The sequence below is a fragment of the Aeromicrobium sp. Sec7.5 genome (genome assembly GCF_036867135.1).
In the GTDB taxonomy this organism is placed as follows: domain Bacteria; phylum Actinomycetota; class Actinomycetes; order Propionibacteriales; family Nocardioidaceae; genus Aeromicrobium.
In genome coordinates, this window is record NZ_JBAJIJ010000002.1 from 594,653 (window position 1) to 612,388 (window position 17,736).

Here is a 17,736-nt window from a genome sequence, read left to right on the forward strand (position 1 = left end):
TCCGTCACGTGACCTGCGGGTATGGCATGCCTTAGTGCGCGGGCCGCCTCCTCGCGAGTTAATGTCAGCCCAACTGTCAGCGTGGAGATTGGGGCCCTGATGCAGCTCGTCGCCATCATCGTGTCGGTGCTCGTGACGGCTGTCGCCGTCCCGATGATCACCCTCGCCACCGCGAAGTTCGTGCGCGTCCTGAAGGCCGGTCAACCGGTCATCGGACGTCGCGACCAGCCGGTCAAGCGAACCCTCACGATGTTCAAGGAGACCTTTCTCCACACCCGGATGACGCAAGGCCAGTTCACGGTCGTCGGCGTCATGCACTGGTTCGTCTACGCGGCGTTCCTCGTGCTGTCGACCGCGGTGTTGCAGGCGTACTTCCAGCTCGCCGATCCCGAGTTCGCGTGGCCGATCATCGGACACTTCTTCCTCTACGAGTGGATCGCCGAGGGCCTCGGACTGCTCAGCACGATCGGCATCATCTACCTGATCGCCGTGCGCCAGCGGAACCACCCGCGGCGGCTCGAGCGCGGCAGCCGCTTCTATGGCTCCACGTTCTGGCAGGCCTACTTCGTCGAGATCATGGCGCTCCTCGAGGGCGCGGCGATCCTGTTCGTCCGCGGCGCCGAGTACAAGCTCTTCGAGCTGACCGGCGACACCGACAAGGGTGGGCGCTTCCACTTCCCGTTCAGCGGGTACGTCGGCGACGCCCTGTACGGGTCGGCCGGCGAGGACGGCCTGAAGAACATCATCTTCTTCGTCGCGATGTTCAAGATCGTGCTCGCGATGGTGTGGCTCATCGTCATCGCCCGCAACATCACGATGGGCGTCGCCTGGCACCGCTTCACCGCCTGGTTCAACATCTGGTTCAAGCGTGAGTCCGACGGCGGAACCGCCCTCGGCGGCCTCGTGCCGCTCTACGTGGGCGGCGAGCCGATCGACCTGGAGAAGCTCGAGGACCTCGACGAGGACGACTTCAACAAGCTCGGCGTCGGCAAGGTCGAGGACTTCAGCTGGAAGGGCCTCCTGGACTTCTCGACCTGCACCGAGTGCGGTCGCTGCCAGAGCCAGTGCCCGGCCTGGAACACCGAGAAGCCGCTCTCGCCGAAGCTCCTCATGCTGGGCCTGCGCGAGCACGCGCACGCCAAGCTGCCGCTGCTCGACATCCCCGAGGACCAGCGCACCGAGGCGCAGGTCGCCGAGCTCGAGCGTCCGCTGATCGGCGACGCCGACGTCTACGGCGTCATCGACCCCGACGTCCTGTGGTCGTGCACCAACTGCGGCGCCTGCGTGCAGCAGTGTCCCGTCGACATCGAGCACGTCGACCACATCGACAACATGCGCCGCTACCAGGTGCTCGTGGAGTCGAACTTCCCGGCCGAGCTGAACAACATCTTCAAGGGCCTGGAGCGCAAGGGCAATCCCTGGAACATGAGCCCGAAGGACCGTCTGAAGTGGACCGACGGCCTCGACTTCGAGGTCAAGCAGGTCGGCGTCGACGTCGAGGACCTCGACGAGGTCGAGTGGCTCTTCTGGGTCGGCTGCGCCGGCGCCTACGAGGACCGCGCCAAGAAGACCACGCAGGCCGTCGCCGAGCTGCTCGACATGGCGGGCGTGACGTTCGCGGTGCTGGGCGACGGCGAGACCTGCACGGGTGACGCCGCGCGTCGCTCCGGCAACGAGATCGTGTTCCAGCAGCTCGCGATGCAGAACGTCGAGACGTTCAAGGAGACGAAGGTCAAGAAGGTCGTCTCGACCTGCGCCCACTGCTTCAACACGCTCAAGAACGAGTACCAGGAGTTCGGCATCGAGCTCGAGGTCGTGCACCACACGCAGCTGCTCAACCGCCTCGTGCGCGAGAAGAAGCTGACCCCGGTCGCCGCGTCCGAGGGCACCGTCGCCGGGACCAACATCACGTACCACGACCCGTGCTTCCTGGGCCGTCACAACCAGGTCTACGAGGCGCCGCGTGAGCTGCTCGAGATCATCCCGGGTGCCACGTTCACCGAGATGCCGCGCAACAAGGAGACCTCCTTCTGCTGCGGCGCCGGTGGCGCCCGCATGTGGATGGAGGAGACCATCGGCTCGCGCATCAACGTGAACCGCACGGTCGAGGCCGTGGCCACCGGTGCCGACAAGATCGCCACCGGCTGCCCGTTCTGCCGCGTCATGCTGTCGGACGGCCTGACCCTCAAGCAGTCCGAGGGCGAGGCCCGCGAGGAGGTCGAGGTCATCGACGTCGCGCAGATGCTTCTCGCGGCTGTGAAGCGTGCCCCGGCCCCCGAGGAGGAGGCCGAGGTCATCGCCGAGGCGGAGGCCGCCACGGCTGCCGCCGCCACCGACAAGGCCGGCGACGGTTCGGGCGACGACTCCGGCGACGGCGACTCCGGCGAGGATGCCGAGAAGGGCACCGAGGCCGCCGCCGACGTGGTCGAGGAGGAGAAGCTCGACGATCCCGCCACGACCACCGAGGACGAGGCCACCGACCACGCCGCCGCCAAGCAGGGCGTGCCGGTCGACGAGAAGGGCTCGGGCAGCACCGACGAGTCCGACTTCGCCGAGGAGCCGCGCAACGCCGACGCCCGCGAGGGTGAGGACAGCGAGGCCGAGACGCTCGAGCAGTCCGAGGGTGAGCCCGGCGACCGCGCCGGCGACAGCGGCGTGGTCGAGGACGAGGCCGACGCGGCCGAGGCCGACGACGAGACCACGACGTCCGAGCCTGCGGGCGACGAGGCGAAGGCCGAGGCCACGTCCGAGGACTCCGAGGCCGACGACCGCGAGGCGTCCGAGAAGGAGGAGGGTGCCTGGGCCAACGTCGGCGCGGTCAACACCGACCTTCTGCCCGGCACGCCGGCCGCCGGAGCCGAGCCCACGGACGAGGCCGACGCGAAGCCGGCCGACGACGTCGAGGAGCCGGAGGCCGAGCCCGAGCCGGGCGACACCACCGACCCCGACGCCGAGTCCGCCCCGTCGGCCCAGCCCGACACGGAGTCCTCGCCCAGCGAGGACACGCCGGCCCCCGAGGCCGACGAGCCCGTCGAGGAAGGGGCCCGCGAGGAGGAGGCCGAGACGCTCGACGACAAGGCCGAGGCCGCCGAGCCCGAGGCCGGATCCATCTCGCCGGACGCACCGGAGGGCATCGTGTCGGTCGAGGAGGGCTCCGATCCCGAGGTCGAGTCCGACGACGTGGCCCCGCTGACCGAGGCCAACCCGAGCGGCGCGGACCTCTCGTCCGCGGCGACCGAGATGGCCGCCGACGACGAGGACGACGCGGACGAGGCGAAGAAGACCGACTGACCGAGGTCACCGCACGACCGAGACGGCGATCGCCCCCACCGGGGCGGTCGCCGTCTCGCGATTTCCCAGACCCTCCGGTGGTTGAGGTGCGAATGCCCGCCAGGGCGTGAGCCTCGAAGCCACCCCGCGGTGACCGCCCGCCTCACCCCACCGAGGTTTCGAGGCTCGTCGCTGGCGCTCCTCGCACCTCAACCACCGGGGGGTCGCGGGTCTGCCTACTCCGTCCAGGCGCCGAGCTTGTCAGGGTTGGCCTGGATCCACACGTCGCGCACGACACCGTCCACGACGTTCAGCATGATGACGAATGGCGCCGCGCCCGACTCCCGCAGCACGATCGCGGCACGCCCGTCGACCGGCTCGATGCTCGGCTCCACGACGCGACCCTCGCGCGCCATCTTCTCGATGATGCCGAGCATGAACCGGGCGACCCGGTCGGCACCCTGCACCGGGCGGCGCGCCATCGAGGCCCGCCCACCACCGTCGGTCACCAAGGTCACGCTCGGGTCGAGCATCGCCACGAGGTCGGTGAGCTGGCCCGAGCCGCACGCCGCGAGGAAGGCCTGCACGACACGCTCGTGGTCGACCGCCGAGGAGCCGCGGACCTTGCGCTCGCGGATGTCGCGCCGCGCGTCGGAGGCGAGCTTGCGGGCGGCCTGCGGCGAGCGGCCGACGACGTCCGCGACCTCGACGAAGCTCAGCCCGAACAGGTCGTGCAGCACGAAGGAGACCCGCTCGGCGGGGGTCAGCGAGTCGAGCACGACCATCAGCGCACTCGTCACCTGGTCGTCGAGGCTCGCCCGCTCAGCCGGGTCGATCGCCGCACCCGGGGAGGCGAGGTCCGAGCCCGGCCGGGGCTCCGGGAGCCACTCCCCCGTGTACTGCTCGCGCCGGGCGCGGGCCGATCCGAGCACGTCGAGACAGATGCGGCCCACGACCGTCGTGAACCACGCGTCGACGTTGCGCACGGCCTCGCGTTCGGTGGACGCCAGCCGGAACCAGCGGACGTAGGCCTCCTGCACGGCGTCCTCGGCGTCGGCGCTCGTGCCGAGGAGCCGGAACGCGGTGGCGAGGAGGCGCCCGCGGTCGGCGTCCTCCGCCTCAGGCACGCTGGACCGCCTGGTCACGCAGCCACTCCTCGAAGGTCGTGGAGCCGTGGTCGGCACCCGGGCCGGACACGAGGGTGCCGTCGCGCATCGCCCGGCCCAGCCTGCCGGGCAACGGCACGCCGAGCACCCGACGCCTGTCGCCACGGGCGCGGGCCCAGGCGCGGGACAGGTCGGCCATCCACGCCTCCTCGGGCCCACCGAGATCGGCGACCCTGCCGGACGGTCCGGCTTCCACCAGCTCGACGAGCCGCGCGGCGACGTCGCGAGCCGCCACCGTCTCGCTGCGCATGCGGGGCACGAGCACGAGCGGACCCAACGTCGTGGATCCATGGACCTGACCGGCGAACTCGTGGAACTGGGTGGCCCGGAGCACGGTCCACGGCACGGGGCCCGTGGTCACGAGCTCCTCCTGCAGGACCTTGCCCGCGTAGTAGCCGTGCGGGGCGCGGTCGATGCCGACGATCGAGAGCGCCAGGTGGTGCTTGGTCCCGGCGGCGGCCTCGGCCTGCAGGAGTCGGCGCGTGGTGTCACCGAAGAACGTGCGCGACTCCTGCGCATCGAGGGTGAACGTCGAGGCGACGTCGACGACGGCCTCGACACCGGCGAGCGCCTCGGTCAGACCGACCCCCGTGGTCAGGTCGACGCCCGTGCCACGGCTGAGCACCGCGACCTCGTGCCCGGCCTCCCGGGCGAGCTCGACGACGTGGGTGCCCACGGCACCGGTTCCTCCGGCGACGGCGATCCTCATGGGGTGATCCTCTCGGGAAGTGCGGGGGCGTGTCTCCCGCTTCACCCCTTCGACGACGCAGCCGCCCGAAGTGTGAGCCCGGTCAGACGGGCTTGGCCGCCGCGTCCAGCACGTCCAGGAGCGTCGAGGCGGCGGACGTCCCGGGCTCGGTCGCCGCGAAGTGGCCGCCGGACACCTCGGTCAGGGTCGCATCGGCACCGGCGGCGGTGGCCCGCTCGACGTAGTCGGTCGACTGCGAGATCGGCACGAGGTCGTCGTCCGGGGCGTGGACGCACCGCACCGGGACGTCGAGCGGGATGCGGGCGGTCGGGTCGGCCAGGGGCCAGGTCGACCCGTCGGGCGGGCCGCCCATCAGCTCGTCCGCGGCGCCGTTGCCGAGCAGCTCGTCGTGGGAGGCCTGCAGGTCGAGCACGCCGGCGAGGCTGATCGCCGTGCGCACGTCGACCGCAGGCGAGCCCCAGACCGTGTCGGTCAATGCGGGACGGCCGGCGGCCCAGACCGCCAGGTGACCGCCGGCTGAGTGGCCCAACGTCACCACGTCGGGCGTGCGGATCCAGCCCTTGAGCACGTCGATGCCGTCCGCAACGTCGTCGAAGGTGGCCGGGTAGCCCCCGTCCCCTCCGACCCGTCGGTACTCCAAGGAGGCGACGTCCCACCCGCGTGCGGCGGCCGCCGCGGCGAACGGCTCGAGGTAGGTGAGGTCGAACTGCTGCTGCCAGAACCCGCCGTGGATCAGCGCGACGGTGCCGACGGGCTCCCCCGACCCGGTGCGTCGCCACACGTCGACGAACTGGGAGGGATGGTCGCCGTAGGCCAGACGCTCGTCGGTGTCCTCGGCCGGCGGAGCGGGCTCGCTCCCGCCCGGCGCACAGGCGGCGGCCAGGGCGAGCAGGCCTGTCGCGGCCAGCAGCTGTCGTCGATCCACCGTCCAAGTCTCACACCCGGCGACGCCCCCCGCCGGGCGCCTGCACCCCGGGGGTTGAGGTGCGAGTGCGCCCTGGCGCGCGAGCCTCGAAACCTTGGTCACCCGTGGGGCCGAGGTACCCCTTTCGAGGCTCCTCGTTCCTCGTCGCAACTCAAGGGGCGGGGGCTTCGCTCGCTCAGCGGCAGGGGCCCTGACCCAACGCCGCGAGGCCGACGAGGTCGCCCGGGCCCCACTCCGGTCCCCCGCTGCTGGGGTGCATGAGCTCGTCGGTGCTGTCGACGTGCGCGAGACCCACGAGGTGGCCCAGCTCATGCAGCAGCACCATCGTGGTGACGTCGTCGCCGAGGCGCTCGAGGTCCTCGGCGTCGAGCACGACATCGCCCGTGACGAACCTCCGCTGGCCGTCCTCCTCGGCCCAGGTGCTGCCACCGAGGCCGGCCACCGTGCCCTCCAGCTCGGGCACGCTGTCGACGTCGCTCCAGGAGATCTGCACCGGCCGCCACCCGTCACCGCGACGGATGTCGTCCGACAGCGGCTCGTCCTCGGTGGTGCCGTCGACCTCGAAGGAGAGCCCCGTCAGCTCCTCGACCTCGTCGAGCGCGTCACGGAGGATCTCGTCGGCGTCGTCGGGCGCCCGCTCCTCGTTGACGACGACCCGGATCGTCTCGCACGGGTCGTAGGTGACCGGGACGTCGTCGGTCTCGGGCTGGGTGGCCATGAACGCGTAGACGCCGCCGCCGGGGGCCTCCAGCGGGGGCGACTGGTACTCCGAGACCGGATCGGTCGACAGCGTCGTGCCGGTGGGCAGGTCGGTCACGAGCGAGTAGACGCCCACACCGCCGAGCAGCACGGACAGGATCCCCACCGCCAGGATCGCCCGCAACCGTGAGCTCACGGTCGGGCTCCCCGCATCTCGACGCACCGGCTCGCCGCACCGACGCCTCCGGCGAGCGCCAGCTTCGGGTCCTGCCCATCGATCCACGCGGCGAGGAACCCGGCGGTGAAGGCGTCGCCGGCTCCGGTCGTGTCGAGCACGGAGACCCGCGGCGCGACGACCTGCTCACGGACCTCGCCACCGACGTAGGTGGCTCCGGTGGCGCCCATCGTGACGACCACGTGGGGGTAGGCCTCGGCGAGCACGTCGTGGTTGATGAACGGCCCGGTCGACCCCGTGAGCAGGCGCGCCTCCTCGGCGTTGGGCAGCACGAGGTCAGCCCCCGCGGTCCAGCGGAGGAACTCCTCGTGACCCACCTCGCGCAGGAACGCGACCGAGCCCGGGTCGATGCTCGCCGGCACGTCCCGCCGACGCGCCTCGGCGAGCAGGTCGCGCGCGACGCCGAGCGTGGCGGGGTCGAAGAACGTGTACCCACTCAGGTGCAGCCAGGTGACGTCGTCCCACACCGACTCCGGCACGTCGTCGGTCGTGAGGGTGCCGTTGGCCGCGCGGTCGACGTACATCGTGCGGTCGGCGTCGTCGTCGAGCGTCAGGACGATCGTGGCGGTGGGCACGACGGGATCGGCGGCGATGTGTGCGTCGACACCGAAGTCGGCCAGGGCCATCGAGTGCCGCACCGCCCCGTCGGCACCGGCCTTGCCGACGAAGCGCACGTCGGCACCCAGGAACCCGAGCCAGGCCGCGGTGTTGGCGGCCGAGCCGCCCGGCGTCATCCGGATCTGCGAGCGGGTGTCGGTGCGCGGCGTGACCGGCTCGAGCGGGAGCACGCTGATGTCGTCGACGACGTCACCGACGACGAGGATGGTCACGGGCGTTCGATCATGACGGGGCGATCAGGCGCCCGGGCCGGCGGACAGCTCGACCCAGGCCTTCGCGATGCGCGTGGCGACCTCGATGTTGTTGCGCGCGATGTCGAGGTTGACCCGCAGGCTCTCGCCGCCGGTGATCTCGACGATGCGCTGCAGCAGGAACGGCGTGACGTCCTTGCCGCTGAGGCCCTCCTGCTCGGCCTCGCCGAGCGCCTGCGCGAGCGCGGCGTCGTGCACGGAGGGGTCGAGCTGCTTCTCGAGCGGGAGCGGGTTGGCCACGACGATGCCGGCGGGCTGGCCGAGGGCGTCGCGGCTCGACATCACGGCGGCGACGGCGAACGCGTCCTCGACCCGCCAGTCGAGCCGGTGGCCCGAGCTCGTGAGCCAGAAGCTGGGGAACTCCTCGGTCCGGAAGCCCAGCACCACCACGCCGAGGGTCTCGAGCCGCTCGAGCGTGGCCCCGATGTCGAGGATCGACTTCACGCCGGCCGAGACGACCGTGATGGGCACGTCGCCCAGCACCGTGAGGTCGGCCGACTCGTCGAAGCTCGCCGAGGCGCCGCGGTGCACGCCGCCGAGGCCGCCGGTGGCGAAGACGCGGATGCCGGCCTTGTCGGCGATGTACGAGGTGGCGGCGACCGTGGTGGCACCGCTGCCGCCCTGGGCGAGCACGACCGGCAGGTCACGGACGCTGAGCTTGGGGATGTCCTCGCCCGCGATGCGCTCGAGCTCGGAGCCCGTGAGGCCCGCCTTGAGCTCGCCGTCGAGCACCGCGATCGTGGCGGGCACGACCCCGGCGTCGCGCACGATCGCCTCGAACTCCTGCGCGGCCACGAGGTTGTCGGGGCGCGGCAAGCCGTGGGAGATGATCGTCGACTCCAGCGCGACGACCGGCTGCCCTGCGGCGAGCGCCTCGGCGACCTCGGGCGACGTGCTGAGGGGAAGCTTCGGCATCAGATCTCGGTGCGGTGAAAGTTCGCGTGGGAGCGGCTGGCCGTGGGACCGCGCTGGCCCTGGTACCGCGAGCCGTACTTCGCCGACCCGTACGGGTTGTCGGCCGGCGAGGTGAGTCGGAAGAAGCACAGCTGGCCGATCTTCATGCCGGGGTAGAGCACGATCGGCAGCGTGGCGACGTTGGCGAGCTCGAGCGTGACGTGACCGCTGAAGCCGGGGTCGATGAAGCCGGCCGTCGAGTGCGTCAGCAGGCCGAGGCGACCGAGCGAGCTCTTGCCCTCCAGCCGGGCGGCGACGTCGTCGGGCAGCGTGACGAGCTCGTAGGTCGAGCCCAGGACGAACTCGCCCGGGTGGAGAACGAACGTCTCGTCGGAGGCGACCTCGACGGCACGCGTGAGGTCGGTCTGGTCCGCGGCCGGATCGATGTGCGGGTACTTGTGGTTGTCGAAGACCCGGAAGAACCGGTCGAGCCTCACGTCGATGCTCGAGGGCTGGATCATGTCGCGGTCGAGGGGGTCGAGCTGGACCCGTTCGGCGTCGATCTCGGCGAGGATGTCGCGGTCGGAGAGAAGCACGTGCACAGGCTAGCCTGCGAGGTGGCTAGACTCAGTCCCACATTCGCCGATGTAGCTCAGTGGTAGAGCGCTTGCTTCCCAAGCAAGATATGCGGGTTCGATTCCCGTCATCGGCTCCACGACCGGTCCACATATTCAGTACTGGACGGTCCACATATTTCGTCGAGGTCGTCGAGTCCCGGAATCTCGCGGCAGGATCCGCCCAGTCTCAGAATCAGCGAGGGGCCCGATGGCAAACCTGCCGGAATCCGAGTCAGCCGCCTCGGGCGTATCGGAACGGGTGTTTCTAGAGGCCATCGGGGGGCGCATACGCGCCGCGCGAACGGACCGAGCCTTGACGCAGAAGGCGTTGGGCGCCCTAGCCGGCGTCCACGACGTCCACATCAGTCGTCTCGAGGCAGGAACCCTGGACACTCGAATCTCGACGCTTCGCAAGGTTGCGAATGCGCTCGACCTGCACGTGTCCGATCTGCTTCAGCCCTAGGACACAGCCTCGAGCACCAGCTGAGAACTGTCGGCACGAACAGGCAGGATTCGCTCCGACCGGCGCGGAGTCACGCCATCCGGCGACCTCCGGACGGGATTCAGCGCGACTCGGCACGCGGCAAGAACACGACGGTGCCAGGTCGTTTCGTCGCCTTCGCAGCCGACCCCTACCGGCCCGGGCGAGCCCATTGTGGACCCCTATCCACCGTGAAACACTTCAGTCAACGAACAGCGAATGGAAGGCACAACCAGTGAGCGAGGACCAAGTCGCCCGTCACTCTCGGAGTCTGGGCCGGTACGGGTATCTCACCCTCGGGTCCACAACTCTTGCTCAACTGAAGCGGAGCCGCTATGTGCGAGGCTCGCTCGCCGCCGAAGATGAGCGACGCAAGCCGGACGCCATTGTCTTCCTGCCTCTCGGCGGGATCAAGGCCGTCATCGAAATCAAGCAGCCGCGCGAACTGACTGCTGCGAAGCTTCCGCGCGTAGTCGAGCACTACGCACCGATCGCCCGCGCGGTGTGCAAGATCCTCATCATCACGGATGGCCAGAAGACGTACTGGTACAACCCGCTCACTGAGCAGCCCATCATGCAAGCGGACGACACCCCGCTCAGACTGCATGTGGACCCGGCTCGACTCGACTCAGGTGACCTCGCCCCCGAGGACCTGAGGGCCTTCGTCTCGACTATCGAGCTGGCAGACCAGAGCCTCACAGACCAGAGCAACGAACTGGTGGCAGTGAGAGTCATCGATCCAAGCGCACTTGCGAAGACGGTCTGGCAGAAGATCTGGATCAATACGGGCAAGGAGCCCGAGAAGTGCCTCTACAACGTCGTCGAGATCCTGGTTTTCAAGTTTCTCAGTGACATCGGCGTCCTCACCGGGAACGTGTCATTCTCCAGAATCGTGCGTCTCCTCGCCGAGGAAGATGCCCAGGAGGCTCTCCGACACTACGCAGATCGTTCCCGCAAACGGATCAAGGAGTTGTTCCCCGCTGGCGACGATGGAACGACCGTGATCAACGGGACCATCTTCGTCAACGAGGCCGGACAGCCGAACATCTCTCAGGCAGAGCTGTTCGCCATGGTAATCCGCGACTTCCAGAAATTCGACGACGAGTACGGGTCGCTGGCGTTCATCGACCGCCAATTCAAGACCCGCCTGTACGAGTCCTTCCTACGCCAGCAGGCCGGCATCCGCTCGCTCGGTCAGTACTTCACACCCCGCAACGTCGTACAGGCGATGGTCCGCATGTCCAACGCGGACCGACTCAGCGACGGGGCCTCGGTTTGCGATCCGTTCTGTGGCGTAGGCGGGTTCCTTCTCGAGGCCATCGCGGAGAACCCCGCCCTGCTGAAGCAGTTCGAACCCCGCAACAACCGCGTCGACCCCAAGATCACGTTCGTGGGCTATGACAAGGGTTCCGACGAGAAGGAGGATGAACGAACGATCATTCTCGCCAAAGCAAACATGCTCGTCTACCTGTCGGACCTGCTCTCGGCCAACCCATCCCCGGAGTATCTAAGGGAGTTCGCCGACAACGCGTTCAACTCAACCTTCAAGCTCCTTCGGACGAACCTTGGGACCTTCGGAAAGGTCGACGAGACGAGCCAGCACGATCTCATCCTGACCAATCCGCCCTACGTGACGTCGGGGTCCGCCACCATCCGGTCCGCCATTGAGGCCGAGAACCTTCAGGACTTCTACGACCAACCCGGTCGAGGCACCGAAGCACTGGCGATGCAATGGATCGTCAAACACCTGAAAGCCGGTGGTGAGGCATTCCTGGTCGTTCCCGATGGGCTGATGAACCAGACACCGATGCTGGAGTACGTGAAGACGCAGTGCGAGGTCCTGACTATTGCTGCGCTCCCCAGCCGGACGTTCTACTCAACCCCGAAGAAGACCTACATCTTGGGTCTGCGAAAGAAGGCGGACCCGACCACCGTCCAGACTCGTCCGGTGCTGACTTACCTCGTCTCCGAGATCGGCGAGTCCCGTGACACGCGTCGTGTCTCGATCGACGAGAACGATCTCACCGCCCTCGTGAGTGAGTTCAAGTACTTCGATGCTCAACCGAACGCCTACGTGACCGCCGATCCGAGGTGCAAGATTGTCAGTTGGGACGACTTCAACGAGTCTCACAACTGGCTGGTGGATCGCGCGTGGACCCACGCTGAGAAGGTCGAGCTCGGCATTTCGGAAGAGACGTTCGAAGTTGACCCGATTGCGTTCCGGGGTCTCGTCGACGATGCACGTACTGCCCTCGATGAACTACTGACGGAACTCAGCTCGTGACTGCCACCGTCGAGATCGCGGTCGGCGACATCTTCCAGCCGGTCGGAGGCAAGACGAAGTACATCCGTGACTACGTCGACGCGAACCCGGGACCACATCCGGTCTACTCGGCTTCGCTGCTCGAACCCTTTGGTCACGTCGCCGACGTCGACTTTGAGGGCACCTACCTGACATGGGTCATGAACGGTTACGGCGGTCGGGTACAGCAGGTGGCGGGGAGGTTCAGTGCGAACCGCGACCGAGGTGTCCTCCTCCCGCGCGCGGATAAGCGCATTCCGAACCTCACGTATCTGCGGCACATCCTCGAGCCGCAGCTCCGCGCTGCCGCCGTTGGTCGCCGAGTCGAAGGTCGCCTGAATGAGTACACCAAGCTCTACCCCGGCACGGTTGCAGACGTCACCGTCGAACTACCCGTGCTGTCCGATGGCTCCCTCGACTTCGACGCGATGGAGGACGCCGGCAGCCGCCTAGAGAGAATCGAAAATCGGCAGGAGGCCGTCCTCCAGGCCCACGATGCCTTGGAGCGCGTCAGCATCCCGTTCCACATCGAAGATCCGCACGTGACGCTGACCCTGTCTGACACGACGAGATTTGAGCTCTCGATAGGCAATCGCGTACTCAAGAAGGACCACGCTGACAGCGGTATCCCGATCTACAGTGCCAACGCACTTGCACCGTTCGGGCACGTAGCGGTGGGAAACCTGACCGACTTCGACCGCCCGTCGATTCTCTGGGGAATCGACGGGAACTTCATGTGGAATTACCTGCCGACAAAGCATGAGTTCGCCACGACCGACCACTGCGGCAGACTCCAAATTCTTGCTGACGACCTCGACCCGTTCTACGTCTACTGCTACTTGGACGCATCTAAAGACGCGTACGGCTTCGACCGAGTGTTTCGGTCGAGCCTCACCAACGTGCGGTCAGAAGTAGAAGTGATCGTCCCGACTGACGCCCAGGGCCAGCCGGACTTACTCCGGCAGAGGCAACTAGCCGACGAGTACCAACGCCAGACCACCTCACGAGCGCGGGCACTCACAGCACTGCGCGAAGTGGTGACTAGCCGAGTGTCACCGAGTCGCTGACGCCGTGTTCAGGCGCCAGAACTGGATCGCTGCGCGAGCGCGAAACGTTCGAGATCCCCGGTCGTCAACGTCCAACACAAGCGATCCCGCCTCCACATGGTCCCCCCGCGACACTCCACAGGGCTACTTGAAAGGTTCGAGCACTCCGCCACTGTGTAACACCCGCCTTCCCCCAGAGAGACAACCTTGAGGCCGATCTCCTGCCTCCACTCCACCCGAAAGGTGCCGACGGTGCTTATCCGACAACTCGCTCATACACGCACTGCGTCCGCCACTCAGCCACACGTGCGGTACTCGCCCACCGAGAAAATCGCCTACGTGGAAGAGGCTGGCGTCTGGCTACCCAGTACGAAGTCGTCGGCGGTCACTCGGACGAAGAAGGCCGACCTCGAGACCGGTGAGGACCAAAAGGGCCAGTAGTGACCGCACAGACAGTTCTGGTGGTCTCGAACCACCGCGACTTCGCTGCCGACCAGGTCATCAGTCTCATCAACCAACGACCTGACTGGTCGGTAGAACGGTGGAACACCGAGACGCTGATGAGCGACATCCCCAATTGGGAGCCGGACCAGCCACCGCTCCCTTCGAACATTCGAAGCGTCTGGCTTCGACAGTTCCTTCCAGACGCCCAACCAACAAGGACAGTCGCCGAGGTCGACGACTTTCTCGTCCGGCGGGAACAGTGGCGCACGCGACTCGAACTCCTGACAGAGAGTGCCGCGAAATGGATGAACCCGCTCTTTGAATCGAGGCGTGCAGAGAACAAACTGATACAACTTCGGACGGCGTCCCGTGTAGGTCTGAACGTTCCACCAACGCTTGTGACTAACAGCAGGAACGAGGCGACGCAATGGGCGGCATCGCGAGGAAGCTTCGTAGTAAAGACCGTAGCGAGCGGCTACTTTCCGTTCAGCGATCAGGCTTTCACCTTCACAACTGATCTCGACGAAGCGTTGACCTACGGAGACCACCATTGGGCCCAGCAACCCGTCATCGTGCAACAACGCGTGGCCCCTCGCACCGACATCCGCGTCTTCGTAGTCGAAGATGCTGTTTTCGGGGCGTCGACCGTTGCCCCCGGAACCGACTGGCGCCTACACGCCAGCGACACAACATGGGAGCCATGGCCCGTCCCTGAAACCATTGCCGAACGGTCGAAGGCACTCGTCCGCGCGATGGGACTCACCTACGGCGCTCTGGACTTCGCCTCCGACGCCTCCGAGACTTGGTTCTTGGAATGCAACCAGGCAGGCGAATTCGCGTTCATCGACCGTCCGCTGGCGCTCGGCGTGACTAAGGCCATCGCTAAGACCCTTTGCACATGAGGCAACACAGCGTTCGCACCCCACCACCGCTGAAGTTCCGCACTCTCAAAACGCCAGCACTCAGGGGCGCAGCGATACTCGCCAGCTCCCTGCCGCAGGCGCCCCGTGCTTGGTCCGCTAACCGGCGGCTACAGGCTCGGTGGACCACGTCCTTCAGCTCATCCAACCTTGCATCCGTGAACACCGACACCGCGACCGCCTACTGGGCAGCCGAAAACGACCGGCTCGCCCTGCTGGTCACGAAGTCCACCGGCGTCCTCGCCGTCGCGTCGCTGACCGTCGCTCCAGCCGTTCAAGTCGCCAGTGCCGGCGACGCCCCCCGCGCCCTAGCCCTACTCGCTGGCGCCTACCTCCTGTCCGCCGTTCTGAGCGGCGTAGCCGTGAATCTGCCTCGGCCACGCGTCACCCTGACGCTTCACGAAGCAGCCAGCGAGAAGGCCGCCGCTCTAATGCTTGACGCGGCGGCAGACAACGAACTTGAAGGCATAAAACTCAGCAACTGGGTCTCTGCCGGAATCCGAGACTGCATCGCTGCGATCATGCTGCTACTCACAGGCTTCTTTACCGGCTCGATCCTCTGACGGATGACGTCCGATGCCCCGGCCTACACGCCTAAACCCCCGAACCAGCACCGCGACGGAACCTCCATTGCAGCTCAGCACCGCCCTATCCTGCGCGCACGAGGGTTGACTCGGTAAGAATCGATCGGCGAGCGCGACTACGTAGGGGAAGGGATCGAACAATGTTGATGACGGGTCTTCCGACGCACCCGCGCGCTGAAGTGAACTTCGAAGAACTCGGAACCCCGACAGGGCTTGCCGCGGTCGTCGAGGCTGCAACGCTCGAAGCGGGGCGGTTGCAGTGATGCGGAGCCCCGTGGCGCTCTGGAATGCTGGTGATGTCCTATCCCGATCCGTCACTGAAACCGACAACGAGGCGGCATACGTCACAGATGTATTCCTGCGCGACCACAAGCCGAAACCTCGAACCAGATTGGTGGCGCTGGGCGCGAGTTCACGCGGACTGGAGGTCATAGGTCTCGGTGTGGTGCACCAGGTCGACGCGGTGGCAACACGCAAGGATCGCGTCCGAGTTCAGCCTTTGATCCAGATCGACCCGGTACCCGTAGGCCGCATCGAAAACTACATCGAAGCGAACCTCGGCAAGCGCCCAGATCTCAACATTCCCCCGCCTCTGCGAGCACAGACCCTCGGCGCGCTCGTGGCCGATCAGCTCCTTGAAGCGCTGCGATCACTATCTCCCGAGGTTGCCGCATTCCTGGCAAAACTCGCAGAGGCAGACCTGAGGGTCGAAGGTCAGGCCGGCCAAAGGATGCGCGAGGAACGCGACGCCATCACCACGGCGATCGACCTCGCAGATATGGAGATACCCGCTCCACTGAACATCGACGACAACCCAACCCCGGATTCCCCGCTCTCCCTCGTCCTCCCCGAACATGTCATGTATGACATCGAAGACGACCTAATCGCCGTCGACCTTCGCCGCTTCGACGGACGCGGTGAACTGAAGATGAGCAGCGGAAGCGCGGCCAGCTTTCGTGACAACCGGTTCCGCCTGACGATCTTGAACGTCAACCGAAAGCGCCTTGAAAAAGTCACCGGAGTCGACCTCATCTACTTCGACGCAACTGCCGGTACGTTCACTCTCGTTCAGTACAAACGCCAGGAACCGAGACGAAACTCCAAGCCCGGCGAAGAGCGATGGGCCTACACGGCCGAGAGCGAAATCAAGAAGTCCTTAAGCCGGATGGGCTCCGCGCACGCACGCATGGCCCACACCGGCGACTTCCGCCTGACACCTTCGCCGTACTGGTTCAAGTTCGTACTGAATCGCCCCGGCGAGTCTGGAGGGTCGGTTTGGTGGCTCAGCCGGTCGGCGTGAGCCGGTTTCTTGCAGCGTAGTGAACTTCCTCGGCCTGGACGGGTGTCAGGTCGTCGATCGATTCGTGCGGGCGCTCGTTGTTGAACCAGTCGACCCAGTTCAGGGTCTCGAGCTCGACGTGCTCCAGGCCCCGCCAGGGACCCTCGGGGCGGATCAGCTCGGACTTGAACAGCCCGATCTGGGACTCGGCCAACGCGTTGTCGTAGGCATCGCCGACAGATCCGACCGAGGGGTCGACGCCGGCCTCGACGAGCCGCTCGGTGAACGCGAACGAGACGTATTGACTGCCGGCGTCGGTGTGATGGATCAGCCCGGTCAGGTCGGTGACCCCGCCCTGGGAGCGGGTCCAGATCGCGTGCTCGAGGGTGTCCAAGACCAGGTCGGTCTTCATCCTCGTGGCTGCCCGCCAGCCCACGATCCGGCGGCTGAAGACGTCGAAGACGAACGCGACATAGACCGTCCCGGACCAGGTCGCGACATAGGTGAAGTCCGCGACCCACAACTGATTCGGCCGCGTCGCGAGGAACTGACGATCGACCAGATCCGCCGGCCGACGTGCTGACGGGTCGGCAATCGTGGTGCGGTGCTTCTTGCGCCGCCGTGCCCCTTCCCAGCCCTGCTGGCGATAGAGACGCTCGATCGTGCACCGAGCGACGTCATGTCCGCGCCCTCGCAAGTGCAACCACATCTTGCGCGCACCGAACCTGGCCACGAACTTCTGCCGCTGTCGCTCGGCCTCGATCAGCGCGACGATCTGCCCATCACGCAGCGCCCTCTTCGACGGTCGCCGCGAGACGTTGTCGTAGTAAGTCGACGGGGCGATCTTCAACCCGTGCTCACTCAGCACGCGACAGATCGGCTCGACCCCGAACTCACCCTTGCGGGACTCGATGAATTCGATCAGTGCCGGTAGGGGCGGTCGAGCTCCGCCGCGAAGAAAGCCGATGCGCTCTTCAAGATCTCGTTCGCCCGCCGCAGCTCAGCGACTTCCTTCTTCAGCTCACGGATCTCCGCCAGCTCCTCGGACGTCTTGCCAGGGCGGACACCATCGTCGACCTCAGCCCGCCGCAACCACTTGCGCAGTGACTCCGGCGACGTGATCCCGAGCTTGGCCGAGATCGACTTGATCGCCGCGTACTCCGACTCATACTCAGCCCGAGACTCGATCACCATCCGGACCGCGCGCTCCTGCAACTCAAGCGGATACCTCGAGGGACGTGCCATGAAGATCATCCTTCCAACGAAAGGACTCTCCAGACATCCCGGGGCGATTCA

15 protein-coding genes, 1 tRNA gene and 1 other annotated feature are annotated in these 17,736 nt (G+C 66.8%); of the genes, 8 read left to right on the top strand and 8 right to left on the bottom strand.

What is annotated here, in order from left to right:
- The first annotated feature begins 81 nt into the window (after positions 1-81).
- Complete coding sequence (locus tag V6S66_RS16185) at positions 82-3,291, top strand: heterodisulfide reductase-related iron-sulfur binding cluster (protein WP_334207819.1); 3,210 nt, start codon at positions 82-84, stop codon at positions 3,289-3,291.
- Positions 3,292-3,506: 215 nt separating this feature from the next.
- Here V6S66_RS16185 and sigJ read toward each other — a convergent pair whose 3' ends face one another.
- The 7 genes from sigJ to dcd all read right to left on the bottom strand — a co-directional run bounded on the left by sigJ (position 3,507) and on the right by dcd (position 9,363).
- Positions 3,507-4,415, bottom strand: coding sequence for an RNA polymerase sigma factor SigJ (sigJ, locus tag V6S66_RS16190; RefSeq protein ID WP_334207820.1), 909 nt, complete (start codon positions 4,413-4,415; stop codon positions 3,507-3,509).
- Positions 4,390-5,145: an SDR family oxidoreductase gene (locus V6S66_RS16195; RefSeq protein ID WP_334207821.1), complete on the bottom strand. Its 756-nt coding sequence runs from the start codon at positions 5,143-5,145 to the stop codon at positions 4,390-4,392. Before V6S66_RS16195 ends, sigJ begins: the two co-directional genes overlap by 26 nt.
- Before the next feature lie 82 nt (positions 5,146-5,227).
- Positions 5,228-6,070, bottom strand: coding sequence for an alpha/beta hydrolase family protein (locus V6S66_RS16200; protein WP_334207822.1), 843 nt, complete (start codon positions 6,068-6,070; stop codon positions 5,228-5,230).
- Between the two features lie 175 nt (positions 6,071-6,245).
- Entirely contained in the window at positions 6,246-6,965 is a 720-nt protein-coding gene (locus V6S66_RS16205) for a matrixin family metalloprotease (RefSeq protein WP_334207823.1), read from the bottom strand.
- Positions 6,962-7,834, bottom strand: coding sequence for a carbohydrate kinase family protein (locus V6S66_RS16210; RefSeq protein ID WP_334207824.1), 873 nt, complete (start codon positions 7,832-7,834; stop codon positions 6,962-6,964). Before V6S66_RS16210 ends, V6S66_RS16205 begins: the two co-directional genes overlap by 4 nt.
- A gap of 24 nt (positions 7,835-7,858) precedes the next feature.
- Entirely contained in the window at positions 7,859-8,788 is a 930-nt protein-coding gene (locus V6S66_RS16215) for a pseudouridine-5'-phosphate glycosidase (protein ID WP_334207825.1), read from the bottom strand.
- Entirely contained in the window at positions 8,788-9,363 is a 576-nt protein-coding gene (gene dcd, locus V6S66_RS16220; protein WP_334207826.1) for a dCTP deaminase, read from the bottom strand. Before dcd ends, V6S66_RS16215 begins: the two co-directional genes overlap by 1 nt.
- A gap of 45 nt (positions 9,364-9,408) precedes the next feature.
- Here dcd and V6S66_RS16225 point away from each other — a divergent pair.
- The 7 genes from V6S66_RS16225 (at position 9,409) to V6S66_RS16250 (ending at position 16,461) form a co-directional block, all read left to right on the top strand.
- A tRNA-Gly gene (locus V6S66_RS16225) sits at positions 9,409-9,482 on the top strand.
- Between the two features lie 110 nt (positions 9,483-9,592).
- Positions 9,593-9,847, top strand: coding sequence for a helix-turn-helix domain-containing protein (locus V6S66_RS17080; RefSeq protein WP_442885949.1), 255 nt, complete (start codon positions 9,593-9,595; stop codon positions 9,845-9,847).
- A gap of 355 nt (positions 9,848-10,202) precedes the next feature.
- A complete protein-coding gene (locus V6S66_RS16230) occupies positions 10,203-12,149 on the top strand; it encodes an HsdM family class I SAM-dependent methyltransferase (protein WP_334207827.1) in 1,947 nt (648 codons plus the stop codon).
- Entirely contained in the window at positions 12,146-13,234 is a 1,089-nt protein-coding gene (locus V6S66_RS16235) for a hypothetical protein (RefSeq protein ID WP_334207828.1), read from the top strand. The genes V6S66_RS16230 and V6S66_RS16235 overlap by 4 nt, the downstream gene beginning before the upstream one ends.
- Before the next feature lie 419 nt (positions 13,235-13,653).
- Complete coding sequence (locus V6S66_RS16240; protein WP_334207829.1) at positions 13,654-14,559, top strand: hypothetical protein; 906 nt, start codon at positions 13,654-13,656, stop codon at positions 14,557-14,559.
- Positions 14,560-14,735: 176 nt separating this feature from the next.
- Entirely contained in the window at positions 14,736-15,140 is a 405-nt protein-coding gene (locus V6S66_RS16245) for a hypothetical protein (protein ID WP_334207830.1), read from the top strand.
- Between the two features lie 295 nt (positions 15,141-15,435).
- Positions 15,436-16,461: a hypothetical protein gene (locus V6S66_RS16250; protein ID WP_334207831.1), complete on the top strand. Its 1,026-nt coding sequence runs from the start codon at positions 15,436-15,438 to the stop codon at positions 16,459-16,461.
- Here V6S66_RS16250 and V6S66_RS16255 read toward each other — a convergent pair.
- A protein-coding gene (locus tag V6S66_RS16255; protein ID WP_334207540.1) for an IS3 family transposase occupies positions 16,445-17,685 on the bottom strand; the annotation gives its coding sequence in 2 pieces (ribosomal slippage) (positions 16,445-17,403 and positions 17,403-17,685; 1,242 coding nt in all). The two genes, V6S66_RS16250 and V6S66_RS16255, sit on opposite strands and share 17 nt — an antisense overlap.
- Positions 17,276-17,404 (bottom strand) — a sequence feature (AL1L pseudoknot). It overlaps the preceding gene by 129 nt.
- Positions 17,686-17,736: the final 51 nt, after the last annotated feature.